Annotated in this window: 15 protein-coding genes and 1 tRNA gene; 9 read left to right on the top strand and 7 right to left on the bottom strand. The window is 73.2% G+C overall.

What is annotated here, in order from left to right; all coding sequences use genetic code 11:
* Window positions 1-129: 129 nt before the first annotated feature.
* The gene (gene bagA / locus ACZ60W_RS13785; protein ID WP_469755527.1) at window positions 130-1,092 is read left to right on the top strand and encodes an ATPase BagA; all 963 of its coding nucleotides are present in this window, start codon (window positions 130-132) and stop codon (window positions 1,090-1,092) included.
* Window positions 1,093-1,184: 92 nt separating this feature from the next.
* The gene (bagB, locus tag ACZ60W_RS13790) at window positions 1,185-2,564 is read left to right on the top strand and encodes an ATPase BagB (protein ID WP_469755554.1); all 1,380 of its coding nucleotides are present in this window, start codon (window positions 1,185-1,187) and stop codon (window positions 2,562-2,564) included.
* Between the two features lie 43 nt (window positions 2,565-2,607).
* Here bagB and ACZ60W_RS13795 read toward each other — a convergent pair whose 3' ends face one another.
* Window positions 2,608-2,952 carry a WhiB family transcriptional regulator gene (locus tag ACZ60W_RS13795; RefSeq protein ID WP_026058363.1) on the bottom strand — a complete coding sequence of 115 codons (345 nt, stop codon included), beginning with the start codon at window positions 2,950-2,952 and terminating at the stop codon, window positions 2,608-2,610.
* 537 nt (window positions 2,953-3,489) lie between these two features.
* On the opposite strand from ACZ60W_RS13795, the gene ACZ60W_RS13800 reads away from it, so the two are divergent.
* The gene (locus tag ACZ60W_RS13800; protein WP_469755528.1) at window positions 3,490-5,727 is read left to right on the top strand and encodes a transglycosylase domain-containing protein; all 2,238 of its coding nucleotides are present in this window, start codon (window positions 3,490-3,492) and stop codon (window positions 5,725-5,727) included.
* 89 nt (window positions 5,728-5,816) lie between these two features.
* On the opposite strand, the gene ACZ60W_RS13805 is transcribed toward ACZ60W_RS13800, so the two are convergent.
* On the bottom strand, window positions 5,817-6,281 hold the full coding sequence (locus ACZ60W_RS13805) for a GatB/YqeY domain-containing protein (protein WP_469755529.1): 465 nt from the start codon (window positions 6,279-6,281) through the stop codon (window positions 5,817-5,819).
* Between the two features lie 74 nt (window positions 6,282-6,355).
* Here ACZ60W_RS13805 and ACZ60W_RS13810 point away from each other — a divergent pair, with 74 nt between their 5' ends.
* From ACZ60W_RS13810 to ACZ60W_RS13820, 3 genes are all read left to right on the top strand, one after another.
* The gene (locus tag ACZ60W_RS13810) at window positions 6,356-7,294 is read left to right on the top strand and encodes a metallophosphoesterase (RefSeq protein ID WP_469755530.1); all 939 of its coding nucleotides are present in this window, start codon (window positions 6,356-6,358) and stop codon (window positions 7,292-7,294) included.
* A 17-nt stretch (window positions 7,295-7,311) separates the two neighbouring features.
* Window positions 7,312-8,049: a Pr6Pr family membrane protein gene (locus tag ACZ60W_RS13815; protein WP_469755531.1), complete on the top strand. Its 738-nt coding sequence runs from the start codon at window positions 7,312-7,314 to the stop codon at window positions 8,047-8,049.
* A 38-nt stretch (window positions 8,050-8,087) separates the two neighbouring features.
* A tRNA-Pro gene (locus ACZ60W_RS13820) sits at window positions 8,088-8,161 on the top strand.
* Between the two features lie 139 nt (window positions 8,162-8,300).
* On the opposite strand, the gene ACZ60W_RS13825 is transcribed toward ACZ60W_RS13820, so the two are convergent.
* Window positions 8,301-9,179, bottom strand: a complete 879-nt coding sequence (locus ACZ60W_RS13825; protein WP_469755532.1) for a glycosyltransferase family 2 protein — start codon at window positions 9,177-9,179, stop codon at window positions 8,301-8,303.
* 241 nt (window positions 9,180-9,420) lie between these two features.
* Between ACZ60W_RS13825 and ACZ60W_RS13830 the strand changes: the two genes are divergently transcribed.
* A complete protein-coding gene (locus ACZ60W_RS13830; protein ID WP_469755533.1) occupies window positions 9,421-10,569 on the top strand; it encodes a serine/threonine-protein kinase in 1,149 nt (382 codons plus the stop codon).
* A gap of 40 nt (window positions 10,570-10,609) precedes the next feature.
* Here the strand turns inward: ACZ60W_RS13830 and ACZ60W_RS13835 are convergent, their stop codons facing one another.
* Window positions 10,610-10,891, bottom strand: coding sequence for a hypothetical protein (locus ACZ60W_RS13835; RefSeq protein WP_469755534.1), 282 nt, complete (start codon window positions 10,889-10,891; stop codon window positions 10,610-10,612).
* Window positions 10,892-11,063: 172 nt separating this feature from the next.
* Here ACZ60W_RS13835 and ACZ60W_RS13840 point away from each other — a divergent pair, with 172 nt between their 5' ends.
* Window positions 11,064-12,902 carry an alkyl/aryl-sulfatase gene (locus tag ACZ60W_RS13840; protein WP_469755535.1) on the top strand — a complete coding sequence of 613 codons (1,839 nt, stop codon included), beginning with the start codon at window positions 11,064-11,066 and terminating at the stop codon, window positions 12,900-12,902.
* A 30-nt stretch (window positions 12,903-12,932) separates the two neighbouring features.
* On the opposite strand, the gene ACZ60W_RS13845 is transcribed toward ACZ60W_RS13840, so the two are convergent.
* From ACZ60W_RS13845 to ACZ60W_RS13855, 3 genes are all read right to left on the bottom strand, one after another.
* Complete coding sequence (locus ACZ60W_RS13845) at window positions 12,933-13,940, bottom strand: YdcF family protein (protein ID WP_469755536.1); 1,008 nt, start codon at window positions 13,938-13,940, stop codon at window positions 12,933-12,935.
* 68 nt (window positions 13,941-14,008) lie between these two features.
* Window positions 14,009-15,400, bottom strand: coding sequence for a tetratricopeptide repeat protein (locus ACZ60W_RS13850; protein ID WP_469755537.1), 1,392 nt, complete (start codon window positions 15,398-15,400; stop codon window positions 14,009-14,011).
* A gap of 252 nt (window positions 15,401-15,652) precedes the next feature.
* Window positions 15,653-16,483, bottom strand: coding sequence for a class I SAM-dependent methyltransferase (locus tag ACZ60W_RS13855; RefSeq protein ID WP_469755538.1), 831 nt, complete (start codon window positions 16,481-16,483; stop codon window positions 15,653-15,655).
* Window positions 16,484-16,546: 63 nt separating this feature from the next.
* Here ACZ60W_RS13855 and ACZ60W_RS13860 point away from each other — a divergent pair, with 63 nt between their 5' ends.
* Window positions 16,547-18,376 carry a S9 family peptidase gene (locus ACZ60W_RS13860; RefSeq protein ID WP_469755539.1) on the top strand — a complete coding sequence of 610 codons (1,830 nt, stop codon included), beginning with the start codon at window positions 16,547-16,549 and terminating at the stop codon, window positions 18,374-18,376.
* The last annotated feature ends 64 nt before the right edge of the window (window positions 18,377-18,440 follow it).

Consider the following 18,440-nt stretch of genomic DNA (forward strand, 5'->3'; position numbering starts at 1 on the left):
GTGAGCCCGCCGGGAGCCCGGCAGGGATCGGCGGGCGGGCGGCGGGCGGGCGGCGGGAAGGCCCCCTAGGGGACTTCTCCGGGGCGGGCAGCTGATTGGGCGCGGCCGCCAGTGGTTAGGCTCGACTGCGTGAGCAGGCTCCAGGTCGTCAGCGGCAAGGGCGGTACCGGTAAGACGACGGTCGCCGCCGCCCTCGCGCTCGCCCTCGCGACGGAGGGGAAGCGGACCCTCCTCGTCGAGGTCGAAGGCAGGCAGGGCATCGCACAGCTCTTCGAGACGGAGGCCCTTCCGTACGAGGAGCGGAAGATCGCCGTCGCGCCGGGCGGCGGCGAGGTGTACGCGCTGGCGATCGACGCCGAGCGCGCGCTCCTCGACTACCTCCAGATGTTCTACAAACTGGGCGGCGCGGGACGGGCGCTGAAGAAGCTCGGCGCGATCGACTTCGCGACGACGATCGCCCCGGGCGTCCGGGACGTCCTGCTGACCGGCAAGGCCTGCGAGGCGGTCCGGCGGCGCGAGAAGCACGGTGGCCACACCTACGACCACGTGGTCATGGACGCCCCGCCCACCGGCCGCATCACCCGCTTCCTCAACGTCAACGACGAGGTCGCCGGGCTGGCGCGGATCGGCCCGATACACAACCAGGCGCAGGCCGTCATGCGGGTCCTCAAGTCGCCCGAGACCGCGGTCCACCTGGTGACGCTCCTGGAGGAGATGCCGGTCCAGGAGACCGCGGACGGCGTGGCGGAGCTGCGCGCCGCCGAACTCCCGGTGGGCCGGGTCGTGGTGAACATGGTCCGTCCGCACGTCCTGGACGGCGCGGCGGTACGGGCCGCCTCCGGCGACCACCGGGAGGCGATCGCGCGCACCCTGGCCTCCGTCGGCGTGGCCGGCGGCACGCGGCTCGTCGACCCGCTGCTCGACGAGGCGGTCGAGCACGCCCGCCGGGTGGAGCTGGAGCGGGAGCAGCGCGCCGTCCTGGACGCCATCGGCGTCCCGGCGTACGAGCTGCCCTTCCTCGGGGACGGGGCGGACATCGCGGGGCTGTACCGGCTGGCGAAGGAACTGCGGAAGCAAGGGGTGGGCGCGTGACGGAGCAGGCTGCCGGCGGTCTCGACACCGCGTCCGCCACGGCGGGGCCCGACCCGGCCACCGCCGCCCAGGGGCTCGACTCCGTCCCCGTCCTGGAGCTCGACCCGCTGATCGACGACCCGGGCACCCGCATCATCGTCTGCTGCGGCGCGGGCGGCGTGGGCAAGACGACCACGGCAGCGGCCCTGGGGGTCCGGGCGGCGGAGCGGGGCCGGCGGGTCGTCGTCCTCACCATCGACCCGGCCCGGCGGCTGGCGCAGTCGATGGGCATCGACTCCCTGGACAACACCCCCCGCGAGGTCGACGGGATCAAGGGCTCCGACGGCGGCCGCCTGCACGCGATGATGCTCGACATGAAGCGGACCTTCGACGAGATCGTCGAGGCGCACGCCGACCCCGAGCGGGCGCGGGCGATCCTGGAGAACCCCTTCTACCAGTCCCTGTCGGCCGGGTTCGCCGGTACGCAGGAGTACATGGCGATGGAGAAGCTCGGCCAGCTGCGCTCGCGCGACGAGTGGGACCTGATCGTCGTCGACACCCCGCCGTCCCGCTCCGCCCTGGACTTCCTGGACGCGCCGAAGCGGCTCGGTTCCTTCCTGGACGGGAAGTTCATCAAGCTGCTCATGGCCCCGGCGAAGGTGGGCGGCCGGGCCGGGATGAAGTTCCTCAACGTCGGCATGTCGATGATGACGGGCACCCTCGGGAAGCTGCTGGGGGGTCAGTTCCTCAAGGACGTGCAGACGTTCGTGGCGGCGATGGACACGATGTTCGGCGGGTTCCGGACCCGCGCCGACGCCACGTACAAGCTGCTCCAGGCGCCCGGCACGGCCTTCCTCGTGGTCGCCACGCCGGAGCGGGACGCGCTGCGCGAGGCGGCGTACTTCGTGGAGCGGCTGGCGGCCGAGGACATGCCGCTGGCGGGTCTCGTCCTCAACCGCGTCCACGGCAGCGGGGCCGCCCGGCTGTCGGCCGAGCGGGCGCGGGCCGCCGCGGAAAATCTTGACGAGGGCCGCATTGTGGATCAGAGGGACGGGAAGGCTGGACTGCGTGGCTCCCCGGCCACCGAGCCCGAGCCGTCCGATCTCGCCACCGCCGCCGCAACGCCCGTATCCGAGGCTGCCCCCACAGCCGAACCGGTCGCACCGCACGACGACGCACACGACGACGAAGACGCACCCCTGGACGCACCGTCCGAAGCCGACGCACGGTCGGCCGTGTCCGCACGGCCGGTCGTGGAGACGCGCGCGGACGGGGAGACCGACGTACGCCGTCTCACCGCGGGACTGCTGCGCCTGCATGCCGAGCGCATGCGGGTGCTCGCGCGCGAGCAGCGCACGCGCGACCGCTTCACCGCGCTCCACCCGGAGGTGGCGGTGGCCGAAGTGGCCGCCCTGCCCGGCGATGTGCACGACCTCGCCGGGCTGCGGGCCATCGGTGACCGGCTCACGGCCGGGCGGATGCCCTCGGCCTGAGCGGTGCCCCGCCTCCGTTCCGCCGGGGCGGACGGGTCGGGGTCTAGCCGACCGCCGCGTACGCCTCGTACGTCGCGTCGTCCTCCATCGCGACGGGCAGCAGGCCCGCGCCACGCTCGTACTCCGTCCGCGCGGTCTCCAGGAGCCGGCGCCACGAGGTGACGGTCGGCCTCCGGCGCAGCAGGGCACGGCGCTCGCGCTCCGTCATGCCGCCCCACACACCGAACTCCACGCGGTTGTCGAGGGCGTCGGCGAGGCACTCGGTCCGCACCGGGCATCCGGTGCACACCGCCTTGGCCCTGTTCTGCGCCGCTCCCTGCACGAATAGTTCATCCGGATCGGTAGTGCGGCAGGCCGCCTGCGCACTCCAGTCAGCTACCCAGCCCATACCGGCGCCGTCCTCTCCCGAATCGAGGCTCCCCCACGGCGACAGCGGCATATTCACCGCTGCCAGTTGGGACGTTACGGAAGGCGGAGACAGCGCAACACCCCCTTCGGGCCCAATCTTGGATGGCCCGAACGGACTATGCGTGCGCGTCAGATCACCCAGGGGAGTGATCGAAGGACATGCGTGACATAAAGGACATACCGTACGGATACGCCCTTCCTCGACGGCCCCACTCCGGGCACCGTGTGACGCATGAGCCTGAATCGGACACGAGCTTCCCGTGTTTCGGGGTCACGGGAATTCATACCGATGTCACGCAGGGGTCTTGATGCGAGAACTCACTGCTGTGACAGTTGTGAGCAGCTTAGGCCAAGGCATATACGCGTGTCCGGCAAACGACAACGTCCGCCCCGACGCCGCCGCGGCGCACGAGCCCCACGAGCCCCACCGTGCTCGGATGTCACGGTCTGGTACGGGAACGCTCCGAGGGGCCCCCGCTCCTGCGGAACGCTCATCACTACGGATTAGGCTGCCCCCATGGCAAAGAAGCGCTCGGGCGGTGGTCTGACCGGGACCCAGCAGGCCGCCAAGTTCCTCGGTGTCAGTGTGCTCTCCGGAGCCGTGCTGGCGGGCATCGCCCTGCCCGCGGCCGGAGCACTCGGACTCGCCGCGAAGGGCACGGTCGAGGGGTTCGACGAGATCCCGTCCAACCTGAAGACCCCACCGCTGAGTCAGCGCACCACGATCCTGGACGCCGACGGCGGCCTCATCGCCACGGTGTACTCCCGGGACCGGAAGGTCGTCCCGCTGGACAAGATCTCCCCGTACATGCAGAAGGCGATCGTCGCCATCGAGGACGGCCGCTTCTACGAACACGGGGCCATCGACCTCAAGGGCGTGCTGCGCGCGATCAACCGCAACGCGCAGTCGGGCGGGGTCGCGCAGGGCGCGTCCACCCTCACCCAGCAGTACGTGAAGAACGTCTTCGTCGAGGAGGCCGGTGACGACCCCGAGAAGGTCGCGCAGGCCACCCAGCAGACCATCGGCCGCAAGGTCCGCGAGCTGAAGTTCGCGATCCAGGTCGAGGAGGAGCTGGGCAAGAAGAAGATCCTGGAGAACTACCTCAACATCACGTTCTTCGGCCAGCAGGCGTACGGCATCGAGGCCGCCTCCCAGCGGTACTTCTCCAAGCCGGCCGCCAAGCTGAGCCTGGGCGAGGCGGCGATGATGGCCGGACTCGTCCAGTCGCCCAGCCGCTACGACCCGATCAACGACATCCAGGAAGCCACCAAGCGCCGCAACGTGGTCCTCCAGCGGATGGCCGACGTGAAGGACATCAGCCAGGCCGAGGCGGACGAGGCGAAGGCAGCCCCGCTGAAGCTGAAGGTCAAGACGCCGAAGAACGGCTGCATCACCGCCGTCAGCGGCGCCGGCTTCTTCTGCGACTACGTCCGCAAGACGATCCTCACCGACCCGGTCTTCGGCAAGACGACCGAGGAGCGGCAGAAGCTGTGGAACCTCGGTGGTCTCACCATCAGGACCACGCTCGACCCGCGCGCCCAGGCCGCCGCCAACGAGGCCGCCATCGCGAAGATCAACAAGGACGACCCGGTCGCCGCCTCGGTGGTGCAGGTGCAGCCCAAGACCGGCCGCATCCTGTCGATGGGCCAGTCCCGCCCGTACGGCCTGGACCAGAAGCAGCACCAGACCACGCTGAACCTGGCCGTCGGCAGCAGGATGGGCGGCACGACGTACGGCTTCCAGGTCGGCTCCACCTTCAAGCCGATCACCGCCGCGGCGGCACTGGAGAAGGGCCTGAGCCCGGCGCAGAGCTTCGACACGCCCGCGCAGATCAACCTCGCGGAGAACGACTTCACCCGCTGCGACGGCAAGCCCGCGGGGTACGCGAACTGGGAGGTGAACAACGAGGTCGAGTCGGAGAAGGGCATGTACGACATGACCAGCGCGCTCGGCAAGTCCATCAACACCTACTTCGCCAAGCTGGAGCAGATGGCCGGCCTCTGCGAGACGCTGACGATGGCGAAGAACGTCGGCTACGAGCGCGAGCTCGGCAAGCCGGTGAAGCAGAGCCCCTCCATCACCCTCGGCAGCATCGAGAGCACCCCGCTCGACATGGCGTCCGTCTACGCGACCTTCGCCAACCGGGGCATGTACTGCACCCCGGTCGCCATCGAGTCGATCAAGGCCGCCAACGGCGACAAGCTGAACGTGCCGCAGACCAAGTGCTCGCGCGCCATGAGCGACCGGACCGCCGACACGATCAACCAGATGCTGAAGGGCGTCGTCGAGGACGGCACGGGTACGAAGGCCGGCCTCAGCGACCGCGACAACGCGGGCAAGACCGGTACGACCAACGACCGCAAGGACGCCTGGTTCGTCGGCTACACGCCCAACCTGTCCACCGCCGTCTGGGTCGGCGACGACGTCGGCGAGAAGCAGTCGATGTACCGCATCACCATCGGCGGCGAGTACTACGACAAGGTCTGCGGCGGCTGCCTCCCCGGCCCGATCTGGAAGATCGCGATGACCGGCGCCCTGAACGCCGGCGAGACCCCGGGCTTCACCCCGATCTCCGTCCCGCGCGCCCAGGCGCCGAAGGACCCGGAGAAGGAGGGCGACGAGGGCCCGAACAAGCCGCGCAAGCCCCGCGACGGCAAGCCGGGCGACGCCGACCCGGCCAACCCGTTCCCCGGCATCACGATCCCGCCGGAGATGCTGGGCCAGGGACGCGGCGCGGGCCGCGGAAACCACTGACCCACCGACACGTGTGAGGGCGCCCCACCTGGTGGGGCGCCCTCACGCGTTCTCGTCGTGGCGGCCGGCGGACGCCGGCGCGTCGCGGATCAGCCCGCGAGCAGCTTCTTCACGGAGGCGGCGACCCGGCCGCCGTCGGCCTGGCCGGCCACCTTCGGGTTCACGATCTTCATGACGGCGCCCATGGCCCGCGGCCCCTCGGCACCCGCCGTGCGCGCCTCCTCGACGGCCTCGGCGACGATGCCGTCGAGCTCCTCGTCGCTGAGCTGCTGCGGCAGGTAGGCGTCCAGGAGGACGCCCTCCGCCCGCTCGCGCTCGGCGGACTCGGGACGGCCGCCCTGCGCGAAGGCGTCCGCGGCCTCGCGACGCTTCTTCGCCTCCTTGGCGATCACCTTCTGCACCTCGTCGTCGGAGAGTTCGCGCTTCGTCTTGCCCGCGACCTCCTCCTTGGTGATGGCGGTGATGGTCAGCCGCAGGGTCGAGGAACGCAGTTCGTCGCGCTCCCTGATGGCGGCGTTGAGGTCGGCCTTGAGCTTCTCCTTGAGCGTGGTCATGGGGACAAGTGTGGCAGGTGCCGCGCCCCACCCGCCCGCGCATTTCCCCCGCGCCGGTCTGCGACGATGGGGGGATGCGCGCACGGTACGGGATGCCCCTGAAGGTCACGGCTGGTCTCGCGGCGACGGCCGCGGCCGGAATCGTCTACGCGGCGGGGATCGAGGCCCGCTCGTTCCGGCTCCGCCGCGTGACCGTCCCGGTCCTCCCACCCGGCATGCGCGACCTCCGGGTCCTCCAGGTCTCCGACATCCACATGGTCCGCGGGCAGAACAAGAAGCGGGCCTGGCTCCAGTCGCTCGCGGGGCTCCGCCCGGACTTCGTCGTCAACACCGGTGACAACCTCTCCGACACCGAGGCCGTGCCGGAGGTCCTCGACGCGCTCGGCCCGCTGATGGAGTTCCCCGGCGTCTACGTCTTCGGCTCCAACGACTACTACGGTCCCCGGCTGCGCAACCCCGCCCTGTACCTCATGGAGAAGGTCCAGGGCCGCCACGGGCTCAACGGCAACCCGCCCGTCGTCGGCGCCGTCCACAACCCGTGGGAGCCCATGCGGGACGCCTTCGACGACGCCGGCTGGGTCAACCTGACCAACACCCGGGGCCGGCTGAAGCTCCCCGGTGTCGAGCTCGCCTTCACCGGCCTCGACGACCCGCACATCAAGCGCGACCGCTACGAGCGGGTGGCGGGCGGCCCCGACACCTCGGCCGACTTCTCCCTGGGCGTGGTCCACGCCCCCTACCTGCGCGCGCTCGACGCCTTCACCGCCGACGGGTACGAGCTGGTCCTCGCCGGGCACACCCACGGCGGACAGCTCTGCATCCCCTTCTACGGGGCGCTCGTCACCAACTGCGACATCGACACCGACCGCGTGAAGGGGCTCTCCACCCACACCGTCGCCGACCGCACCTCCTATCTGCACGTCTCCGCGGGCTGCGGCACCAACCGCTACACCCCGGTGCGGTTCGCCTGCCCGCCCGAGGTCACCCTGCTCACCCTGACCGCGCGCGCCTGACGGCCTACGGTGGGGTCATGCTCACGCCCCGCCCCGCGGCCGTGCCGGCCTCCGCCGTCCTGCCCCCCGCCCCGCGCCGGCCGTACGCCGCGGCCTTCCGGGGGCTGATCGCCCTCGCCGCCGCGACGGGCGTGGTCATCGAGTGCGTCGTCGGCGACGTGCTCGTCGTCCTGAGCTTCTTCACCATCTGGACCAACATCCTGGTCGCCCTCGTCCTCGGCGGGGGCGCCGTCCGGGCCTGGACCCGCCGCCGCCCGCCGCCCGCGCTGTGGACCGGCGGGGTCCTGCTCTGCATCACGGTGGTCGGCCTGGTCTTCCACCTCGTCCTCGACAACCCGGCAAGCTCCTTCGGCCAGGCCGCCGAGATCGCCCGCCTCAGCGGCGCGCGGGCCGTCGCCAACCAGCTGCTCCACACCGTGACCCCGCTGGGCACGGCCCTGGACTTCCTCCTGCTCACCGCGCCCGGCGCCCTCCGGTGGCGGCACGCCGCCCAGTGGCTCGTGGTCCCCGGCCTCTACTTCGCCTTCGCCCTGGTCCGCGGTGCGCTGCTCTCCCCCGGGGCCCCGGCCCGCTACCCGTATCCCTTCGTGGACGTCGCCGTCCACGGCTACGGCGGGGTCCTGGTCAACGCCCTCGTCCTCGGCACGGCCTTCTTCCTGCTCGGCCTCGCCATCGTCGGCCTGGACCGCATCCGACCTGCGCCGCCGGCGCCCGAATACCGGATTTCGCCTGAGCGCGCGCGTGGGCTAAAGTAATCGATGTCGCCGCGACGTGAAGAACAGAGCAGCGACATCGGGGTGTAGCGCAGCTTGGCAGCGCGCTTCGTTCGGGACGAAGAGGTCGTGGGTTCAAATCCCGCCACCCCGACAGCCGTAACACCAGGTGAGGCCGGTACTGATTCCAGTACCGGCCTCTCCTGCTTCTCCGGCCGCGGGCGGATCGGCGGGCCGGGGGGGCGGTCGCGCAGGGCCCGGGGGGGGTTCGCGGGAAGCCCCCCCGGGGCGGGCTAGATGATCGGGGGCCGGCCGAGTCGCGTCATGCGGCGGACGGTGGTCCAGCGCATGGGCCGGCGGGGGCCGCAGGGGCGGCGGACGCCCTCGGCGAAGCCGCCGAACCAGGCGGCGAGGCCGGACAGGGAGCGGGTGCGCGCCAGGGTGAGCAGGGTCCAGACGGCGAGGTAGACCGGGACGAGGAGCGCCGGGAGGTTCCGCTTGGCGAGCCAGACGCGGTTGCGGGCGGTCATCCGGTGGTAGACGGCGTGCCGGGCCGGGCTGGTCCTGGGGTGCTGGAGCAGCAGCTCGGGGGCGTAGAGGACCTTCCAGTCGGCGTCGAGGGCGCGCCAGGCGAGGTCGGTCTCCTCGTGGGTGAAGAAGAAGTCCTCGGGCCAGCCGCCGATGCCGTCGAGCATCCGCATCGAGAGGCCGTGGCCGCCGCCGAGGAAGGTCGTCACCTCGCCGCCGCGCATCGGGTCCTTCGCGCCGAGGCGGGGGACGTGCCGGCGCTGTGTCTCGCCGGTCTCGTCGGCGATGCGGAAGGAGACGACGCCGAGGCCGGGGTCGGCCTCGTACAGGTCGGCGAGGCGGCGCAGGACGTCGCGGTCGACGAGGAGGCCGTCGTCGTCGAGGTCGACCACGACGTCCACGTCGCCGAAGGCCCGCAGGGTCTCGATGGCCACGTTCCGGCCGCCCGACACGCCCCGGTTCTCGGGGAGTTCCACCCCGGTCACGCCCTCGGGGAGCTCCGGCAGGGAGCCGGTTCCGTTGCCGACCACGACGATCCGGGCGGCGGGCTCGTCCTGCCCCGCCACGGCGTCGAGCAGCGCCCGCAGCTCCGCGGGGCGCGTGCCCATCGTCAGTACCGCCACACCCGTACGCGGTCGCACCACGACCCACTCCGTCCCACCCGGCCGAACCCTCAGGGGCGCGATGCTAGCCGCCGGGAACCACCCGCCGTTCACCCGGTGTGCACCTCGGAGCGGGCGGTTCGTCACGGAGTGCGGGCCCCGGGGAGGGGAGTGCGGCGAGAGCGGGCGGCGGGCGGCTCTACGCTGGTTCCCTTCCGTCGAATTGATCGATTGTCGAAAGGGTGGTCTCCAGGTGCTGGTCGCGGACCGATATCGGCTTCACGTGTGTATCGGCCGGGGCGGCATGGGCGAGGTGTGGCAGGCGACCGACGAGGTGCTGGGCCGGGCCGTGGCCGTGAAGCTGATGCTGGCGCAGGGGACCGACCCCTCCGCCGCCGACCGGTTCCGTCTGGAGGCGCAGACCGCCGCGCGGCTGAGCCACCCGCACGTGGTGGGCGTCTTCGACTTCGGCACCTGGGACGGAAAGCTGTTCCTGGTCATGGAGTTGGTCGAGGGGGACAGCCTGGCGGGGAGCCCGTCCGACACGTCCGCGCTGCCGGCCGAGCGGGTCGCGGTGGTCGCCGCGCACGCCGCCGCCGGGCTCGCGGCCGCGCACCGGCAGGGCGTCGTGCACCGGGACATCAAGCCGGGGAACCTGCTGGTCGACGCCGAGGGCACGGTGAAGCTGGCGGACTTCGGCATCGCGCGGTTCGTCGACGACCCCTCGGCGGCGCTCACGACGACCGGTCAGATCGTCGGCACCGGGCTCTACCTGGCACCCGAGCGGGCGCTGGGGCAGCCCGCGTCGTCCGCGTCCGACGTCTACTCGCTGGGGTGTGTGCTCTACCAACTGCTCACCGGCCGGCCACCGTTCCGCGCGGACACGGCAACGGCCCTGCTGTACCAGCACATCGACACCCCGCCGGTGCCGCCGACCCGTCTGGGGGCCTCGCTGCCGCCCGAGTTCGAGGCGTACCTGCTGACCCTGCTGGCCAAGCAGCCGGAGCAGCGGCCGTCGGCGCAGGCGATCGCGGACTGGTTCTCCTCCGGCGCCTGGCGGTCCTACCCGCAGCCCGCGCAGGGCCGGGCGCGGCCCCCGCACACCCCGCACCGCACGGGAGGCCCCGCGGTCGCCTCGCGGCCCGCGCCGGCGCACGGCTCGGCGCCCCTGCCGAGCGCCGCGCCGACGCCCGTGCCCGGCACCGGCCCGATGGCGGGCACCGGGTCGCGTCGCGCGGGCTCGTCCCGGCCCTCGACGGGTCCCGTCGCCGCGCGCGTGCCCGCGCCCTCCTCACGGCGGCGCGAGCGGTCCGGCGGCGCGGGCGGCGGGCTCGCGGAGCTCTCCAGACGCAGACCGCGCAAGACGGCGGCGGTCGCGGGGGCCATCGCCTTCGTCGTCTTCCTGGTCATCGGGATGGCCTGGCTCTCCTGAGCCGGGCCGGACGCGGGGCGGGGCCGGGCGGCCGCCGCCCTCAGTACAGCCGGGGCGCCATCACCTGTCCCTCGCCGTCCGTCCCGGCGAGCAGCAGGCAGCGGGGGATGCCGGGGCCCGGGGTCGCCCGGACCGCCACGGACGTCGGCGGGTCGGTGGGCAGCTCGATCGGCACGGTGACCGGCCGGTCGTGGTCGGCCCGGGCGTGGCCGACCTCCTTGCCGTCGACGAGGACCTCGACGACGGGGCTGTGACCGGTCTGGACGGTCACGGAGACCGAGTGCCCGAGGTGGTCGATGTGGAAGTGGTGGCGTGCCCTCATGGGCCACCTCCGTGCCGCCGGGATGGGACGCGTACCTCCAGAGTAGACAGACCCCGCGCGGTCCGCCCGCCTCCCGCCGCGCTCCCCCGGGCTCCACGTGCGGCCGGGGGCCGCCGGTGGTCAGATGGACCGGTACGCCGACCGGCGCCCGCGCGGAACGGAGCTCCCGCAGATGAGCGACTCCCTGCCCTCTTTCGAGGACACGACCGACTTCGAGAACGCGGACCGCGGTTTTCTCGGCGCCCTCGTCCCCGGTGTGGTGACCGCCGACGACGGCCGGGTGGTGTGGGACAACGACGCCTACGCCTTCCTGGAGGCGGAGTGCCCGGACACCGCGCACCCGAGCCTGTGGCGGCAGGGCAGGCTGAACGCCCGCCAGGGCCTGTACGAGGTCACCGGGGGCATCTACCAGGTCCGCGGCCTGGACCTGTCGAACATGACGCTCGTCGAGGGCGAGCGCGGGGTGGTCGTGATCGACCCGCTGATCTCCGTGGAGACGGCGGCGGCCGCCCTCACGCTCTACCGCGGGCACCGCGGTGACCGGCCGGTCACCGGGGTGATCTACACGCACTCGCACGGCGACCACTTCGGCGGGGTGCGGGGCGTCCTGCCGCACGGGTCCGAGGAGGGCGTGCCGATCCTGGCGCCCGCCGGGTTCCTGGAGCACGCGGTCAGCGAGAACGTGTACGCGGGCACCGCCATGACGCGGCGGGCGAGCTACATGTACGGCGTCGGGCTGCCGACGGCGCCGGACGGCCAGATCGGCGTCGGCCTCGGGCAGGCCACCTCCACCGGCACCATCAGCCTCATCCCGCCGACCGTGGACATCACGGAGACCGGGCAGGAGGAGACGGTGGACGGCGTGCGGATCGTCTTCCAGCTGACGCCCGGCACCGAGGCGCCGGCCGAGATGAACTTCCTCTTCCCCGACCACCGCGCGCTCTGCCTGGCGGAGAACGCCACGCACACCCTGCACAACGTGCTCACGCTGCGCGGCGCGGTCGTCCGCGACGCCCGGATCTGGGCCCACTACCTGGACGAGGCGATCGAGTACTTCCACGGCCGCTACGACGTCGCCTTCGCCTCCCACCACTGGCCCACCTGGGGACACGACGCGGTGGTGGAGTTCCTGTCCGGGCAGCGCGACCTCTACGCGTACCTGCACGACCAGACGCTGCGGCTGCTGAACGCGGGGCACACCGGCCCCGAGATCGCCGAGCTGATCGAGTTGCCGCCGGCGCTGGCGAGGGCCTGGCACGGCCGCGGTTACTACGGCTCGCTCAGCCACAACGCCAAGGCCGTCTACCAGCGCTACCTGGGCTGGTACGACGGGAACCCCGCCCACCTCTGGGAGCGGCCGCCGGCGGAGCTCGCCCGGCGGTACGTGGAGGTGGCAGGCGGCGCCGCGGAAGCCCTGGCCAAGGCACGGCGGTACGCCGAGGACGGCGACCTGCGCTTCGCCGCGACCCTCCTCGATCACGTGGTCTTCGCCGACCCGGAGGACGAGGAGGCGAAGGAGGCGCTGGCCGGGGTGTACGAACGCCTGGGGTACGGCGCCGAGAACGCCACCTGGCGGAACTTCTACCTGCGGGGCGCCCAGGAGCTCCGCGAGGGCGTCACCGGCGACATGGTCGACACGACCAATCCCGAGATGGCGATGGCCCTCACCGTGCCCATGCTGATCGACTCGGTGGCTGTCTCCATCGACGGCCCGCGGGCCTGGGACGACGAGCTGACGATCGACCTGGTCCTGACGGACGGCCCCACCGGCGCGGGCGAGCGGCGCCGCCTGACCCTGCGCAACGGCGCCCTCACCCACCGGCCCTCCGCCGCGCCCCGGACGCCCGCCGGGCTCACCCTGACCCTGGGCAAGGTCCAGCTGCTCGGCCTCCTGGACGGCCGGGACCTCCAGGAGCTCGGGATCGGGGTCGAGGGCGATCCGGCGCTGCTCGCCCGCCTCTTCTCGTACGTGACGAGGTCCGCGCCCCGCTTCCCGATCGTGACCCCGTGAGGAGACCGCGATGAACCGGACGGGCCGCTCTCAGCGCACCGCCCACGCCAGGATCCCGAGCAGGACCAGCGTCAGGCAGATCCCGATGTTGACCACCTTGTACTGGAGGAAGACCGCGACGAACTCGCGGAGGGTGGCCGACGGCCAGAAGTAGGCGGCGGTCGGCGAGCCGACGACCTGGCCGTCGACACCGGCCCGGCGGGCCGTCAGCGCGGCCCGGAAGGCGTGGAAGTTGTTGGTGACGATCACGCACGAGGAGCCCGGCCGGTCCCGCTCCATCAGCTCCCTGCTGAAGAGCATGTTCTCCTCCGTCGTGCGCGAGCGGTCCTCGCGGACGACCGCCTCGGCCGGGAAGCCGCGCTCGACCAGGTAGTCGGCCATCGCGTGGGACTCGGGCACCTCCTCGTCGGGTCCCCGCCCGCCGGAGACGATGAGGACGGGCGGGTCCGCGCGGCGTGCGGCCAGCGTCTCGTACACCTGCCTGCCCCGGTCCAGACGGCTCGCGAGGAGCGGTGGCACGCGTCGGCCGCCGATCAGCCCGGAGCCGAGGACCACGACGAAGTCGGCGTCGCGGCGGAGCCGCATCCGGCCGTACAGGTGGGCGTAGCCGACGAAGCAGAGGAAGAGGAACGAGACGTAGGCCAGCACGAGCAGGGTGGTGCCGACGAGGGCGCCGAGGACCGGCGAGCGGGTGAGGGCCGCCGCGATCGCGAGGCCCATCACGCCGAACATGCCGAGCCCGGCGAGGAGCGCCAGCAGGTTGGCGGGGCTCCTGCCCTCCCGGCGGACCATCTTCACGCCGTTCGCGCACAGCAGCCCGGCCAGGACCACCGGGCCGAGGCCCAGCGCGAGGAGCAGGACGATCATCACGGTCTCGGCGACGCCCGGCGGGGCGTCGTCGATCCCGGCCAGGAGTCCGATGCCGAGGAAGGTGACGGCGAGGCCGAGGTAGACCGCGTTGCCGAAGCGGCGGCGGTCGCGCAGCACGCCGGCCCCGAAGAGCAGCAGGAAGACGGCGGCTGGGACGAAGGCGAACATTCCGACATCGTAGACATGGTCGGCGACGACGGCCGGTGCGCCGCCGTCCGGGACCGGCAGGGGCGGCGTCACGCCTCGACCGCCAGCGCGAACAGACCGCGGCGCGCGCCCTCTTCGTACGCGCCCCGCAGCTCCGGATCCTCCAGCAGGGACCGCAGGGCCGGCTCGCCCCGGTGGCGGGTCGCCACGCAGTGCTCCGCCGGCCGGTAGGAGGCGTCGAAGACCGAGGCGCGCAACAGGTCGACCGCGCCGAGCAGATGGGCGGCGGCGGCGCGGCGCCCGCTCATCGCCCGCATCTGGGCGAGGAGTTCCGCCGCGCAGGCCGCGCCCACCGCGGAGCCGAGCCTCAGGTGCTCCCGCAGGGCCCGCCGGGCGTACTCCGCGCCGCGCTCCTGCTCCCCGTCCCAGGCGGCCAGTTCGGCCTGCACCTGGTACGCCCAGGCGTCGGCGAACAGATCGCGGCCCACCCAGGCCCGGCGGCTCTCCCGGTCCAGATCGCCCTGGTCGAGCGCCTCCTGCGCGGCCTCCGGGTCGGTGCGGCACAGGGCCAGCGCCAGACCCACCCAGCAGGCCCGGCGGGTCGGCCCGAACTCCGGGTGCTCCTCCATCAGCGCCAGCGCGTCGCGGAACTCGGCCGCCGCCGCGCGCGTGCGCCCCTGGTGCAGGGCGGTCGCCCCGCGCAGATGGGCGAGGAGCGCCAGACAGCGCTGGTCGCCGTCGCGCACGGCCGCCGCCCACGCCTGCGCCAGGAGCGGATCTGCGTCCTCGGGACGGCCCGACTCCAGCTCCAGGAAGGCGGCGAGCCACAGGCCGCGGGCGGATGCCGGGCCCTCGTGCAGGCTGAGGGCGTGCCGGAGCCGGGTGCGGCCCTCGGCGATCCGCCCGCAGGCCACCCACAGGAACCACAGGGAGACCGCGATCTCGACGGAGGTGTCGGCCTCGGCGCTCGGCGACAGCGGCGCGGTCGTCGGGTCCATCGCGGCGGCCAGATCGGGGAGTTCCCGCAGGGCGAGGTCCCGCGCGTCGAGCTGCCGGCCCCGCTGCCACCACTCCGCGGCCCGGCGGGCCAGCTTCACGCACCACCGGCGGTGGTGCAGGACGACCGCCCAGCGGTCGCCGCGGGCGGTGAGCCGGCGGGCGCCGACGGCCCGCATCGGATGGGGCATCCAGTAGCGCGGGGCACCGTCCTCGCCGTCGAAGAGGTCGTCGACGGGCAGCAGCGCGAGCGGGGCGAGCCGGTCGAGGACGGCCTGGATCTCCCCGGCGGGCAGCGTGCCGGAGGCGCAGACCTCACGGACGGCGTCGCGGCCGAAGGCGCCCTCGAAGACGGACAGCCGCTCCCACAGGAGCTGTTCGGCCGGGTCGCAGCTCGCGTAGCCGCGCTCGGCGGCGGCGAGCTGGTCGAGGCCGACGGGCTCGCCCCACAGCACCTCGGTCTCCGGTGATTCTCCAGCCCACATGCGCCCAGCCCCCCGTGCCCTCCACCGTCCCCCTCCTGTGACCGATCTCCTGTGACCGAGGACGGATGCCCCGGCCGTCACCGACCGGGGAGGTACATGCATACCGGGGAATCCGCCCGGGGAGAAGCCGGTCCGTCACCGAACGGGGCACCGGGGACGAACCGCCCGCGGCCGGGGCCCGGCGGCCGGGTGTGCGCCGGTGATGCGGGACGACGGGGAGGACGGCTCCGCGGCGCCCGTGGCCCGCGCCGCTCAGACGGGGCGGGACGCCTTGACCGAGTACATCAGCGGGATGCGGGGACGCTCCGCGGGGAAGCGGTAGTAGCCGTCGTCGTGCCGCTGGAGCGCGCCGTAGCGCGGGAACAGCGACGCGTCGTGCTCGTGCAGGAACTCGATCCGCAGCCCCGCCCCCGCCAGCGCCGTGACGACCTCGCCCACCGGGTGCACCCACTCCACGCTGCGGTTGTGGACGGTCGGGGCGTCGAGTTCGGCGTACGTCCCCGGCGCGGTGTCCACCCACGGCTCGCGGACGAAGTAGTCGTGGACGACCCGGCTGCCCGTCTCGTCGTCGAGGGAGTCGGTCAGCGGGTGGAACTCGGCCACGTAGAGGAAGCCGCCCGGGGCGACGAGCGCCGCCGCGGTCTCCGCCCAGCGGTCGATGTCGGGGAGCCAGCACAGCGCGCCGCTGCCGGTGTAGACGACGTCGTACGCGCGGTCCGGGACGGCCTCCGCGGCGTCGTACACGTCGGCGGCGACGAACGCGGCCCGGTCCTGCGCGAGGCCCAGGTCGGCGGCGAGCGAGCGGGCCGTCTCCACGGCGGGCTCCGAGAAGTCCAGCCCCACGACGCGGGCGGCGCCGTGGCGGGCCCAGGAGAGCGTGTCGAGGCCGATGTGGCACTGGAGGTGCAGCAGGGAGCGGCCGGTGACGTCGCCGACCTCCGCGAGCTCGAAGTCGCGCAGGGCGTCCTTGCCCGCGCGGAAGGCGTCGAGGTCGTAGAACGCGCTGGCCGCGTGGATCGGGACGCGCTCGTCCCAGCGCGCGCGGTTGGCCTCGAGCCAGTCGTCGGGGGTCGGGGAGTACATGACGGCGAGGTTATCCACAGGCCGCGGAGGACGCGACCCGAAAAAACGCCGGGCCGGAGCATCATGGGTGCCATGACTGAGAGCAAGAACGACGGGGCCACCGACCGGACCCCCGCGTGGGAGCAGCGCTTCCGCGCACCGCGCGTCTCGCTGCCCGAGTGGGCCGAGGAGGCGCCGGACCGCTCGCTGTTCGTGTCCAACGCGACGGGGACGTACGAGCTGTACGCCTGGGACCGGGCGACCGGCACGCAGCGCCAGGTCACCGACCGGCCGAACGGCACGACGGACGGCACGCTGTCCCCGGACGGCGCGTGGATCTGGTGGTTCGCGGACACCGACGGGGACGAGTTCGGCGTGTGGATGCGCCAGCCGTTCGCCGGCGGCCCGGACGAGCCCGCCGTGCCCGCCCTCGCCGCGTCCTACCCGGCCGGACTGGCCATCGGCCGGGAGGGCACCCTCGTGGTGGGCCGCTCCACCGACGAGGACGGCTCGACGCTCCACCTGGTCCGCCCCGGGGCCGACGTCCCGGTCGAGATCTACCGGCACCGGGAGTCCGCCGGGGTCGGCGACCTGTCGTACGACGGCTCGCTGGTCGTCGTCGAGCACACCGAGCACGGCGACGCGATGCACTCGGCGCTGCGGGTGCTGCGCGCCGCGGACGCGGGCGTGCTGGCCGAGCTCGACGACACCAAGGGCGGCACGGAGGAGCTGGGGCTCACCGTCCTCGGCTTCGCCCCGGTGGCCGGGGACACCCGGCTGCTCGTGGGCCACCAGCGCCGCGGCCGCTGGGAGCCGATGCTCTGGGACGTGGCGGCGGGCACCGAGACCGACCTCCGCCTGGACCTGCCGGGCGACGTGTCGGCCGAGTGGTACCCGGACGGCTCCGGCCTGCTGATCGTGCACAGCTTCGAGGCCCGCAGCGAGCTCTGGCGGTACGAGATCGCCACCGGCGCCCTGGTCCGGGTGGAGACCCCGGCCGGCTCGGTGTCGAGCGCGACGGCCCGGCCCGACGGCAGCGTCGAGTACCTGTGGTCCTCGGCCGCCGAGCCGCCGGTGGTGCGCTCCACGGCCGGCGGTGTCGTCCTCGACCCGCCCGGCCCCAAGGCGCCCCCGTCGGTGCCCGTGGAGGACGTGTGGGTGGAGGGCCCCGGCGGCCGGGTGCACGCGCTCGTGCAGCGGCCGTCCGGCGAGGGCCCCTTCCCGACGGTCTTCGAGGTGCACGGCGGCCCGACCTGGCACGACAGCGACGCCTTCGCGTCGGGCCCGGCGGCCTGGGTGGACCACGGGTACGCGGTGGTGCGGGTGAACTACCGCGGCTCGACCGGGTACGGCCGGGAGTGGACCGACGCGCTCAAGCACCGGGTCGGGCTGATCGAGCTGGAGGACATCGCCGCGGTCCGCGCGTGGGCGGTGGAGAGCGGTCTCGCCGACCCGTCGCGCCTGGTCCTCTCGGGCGGCTCGTGGGGCGGCTACCTCACGCTCCTCGGCCTGGGCACCCAGCCGGACGACTGGGCCGTCGGTCTGGCGGCGGTCCCCGTCGCGGACTACGTCACGGCGTACGAGGACGAGATGGAGGCCCTCAAGGCGCTCGACCGGACCCTGCTGGGCGGCTCGCCCGAGGAGGTGCCCGAGCGGTACGCGGCCTCGTCGCCGCTCACCTACGTCGACGCGGTCAAGGCCCCGGTGCACGTGTCGGCCGGCGTCAACGACCCGCGCTGCCCGATCCGGCAGATCGACAACTACGTGGACCGGCTGGCGGCCCGCGGCGCGGTCCACGAGGTCTACCGGTACGACGCGGGGCACGGCTCGCTGGTGGTCGAGGAGCGCATCAAGCAGGTCGCCCTGGACCTGGCCTTCGCCGCGAAGCACCTGGGGACGGCCGGGCCGGCCTGACCGGACGGACCGTCGGCCGGGTCCGCGGGGACCCGGCCGACGGGGGACCGAGCCCGCTTGCGTA

Source organism: Streptomyces sp. NPDC104202, from assembly GCF_055584185.1.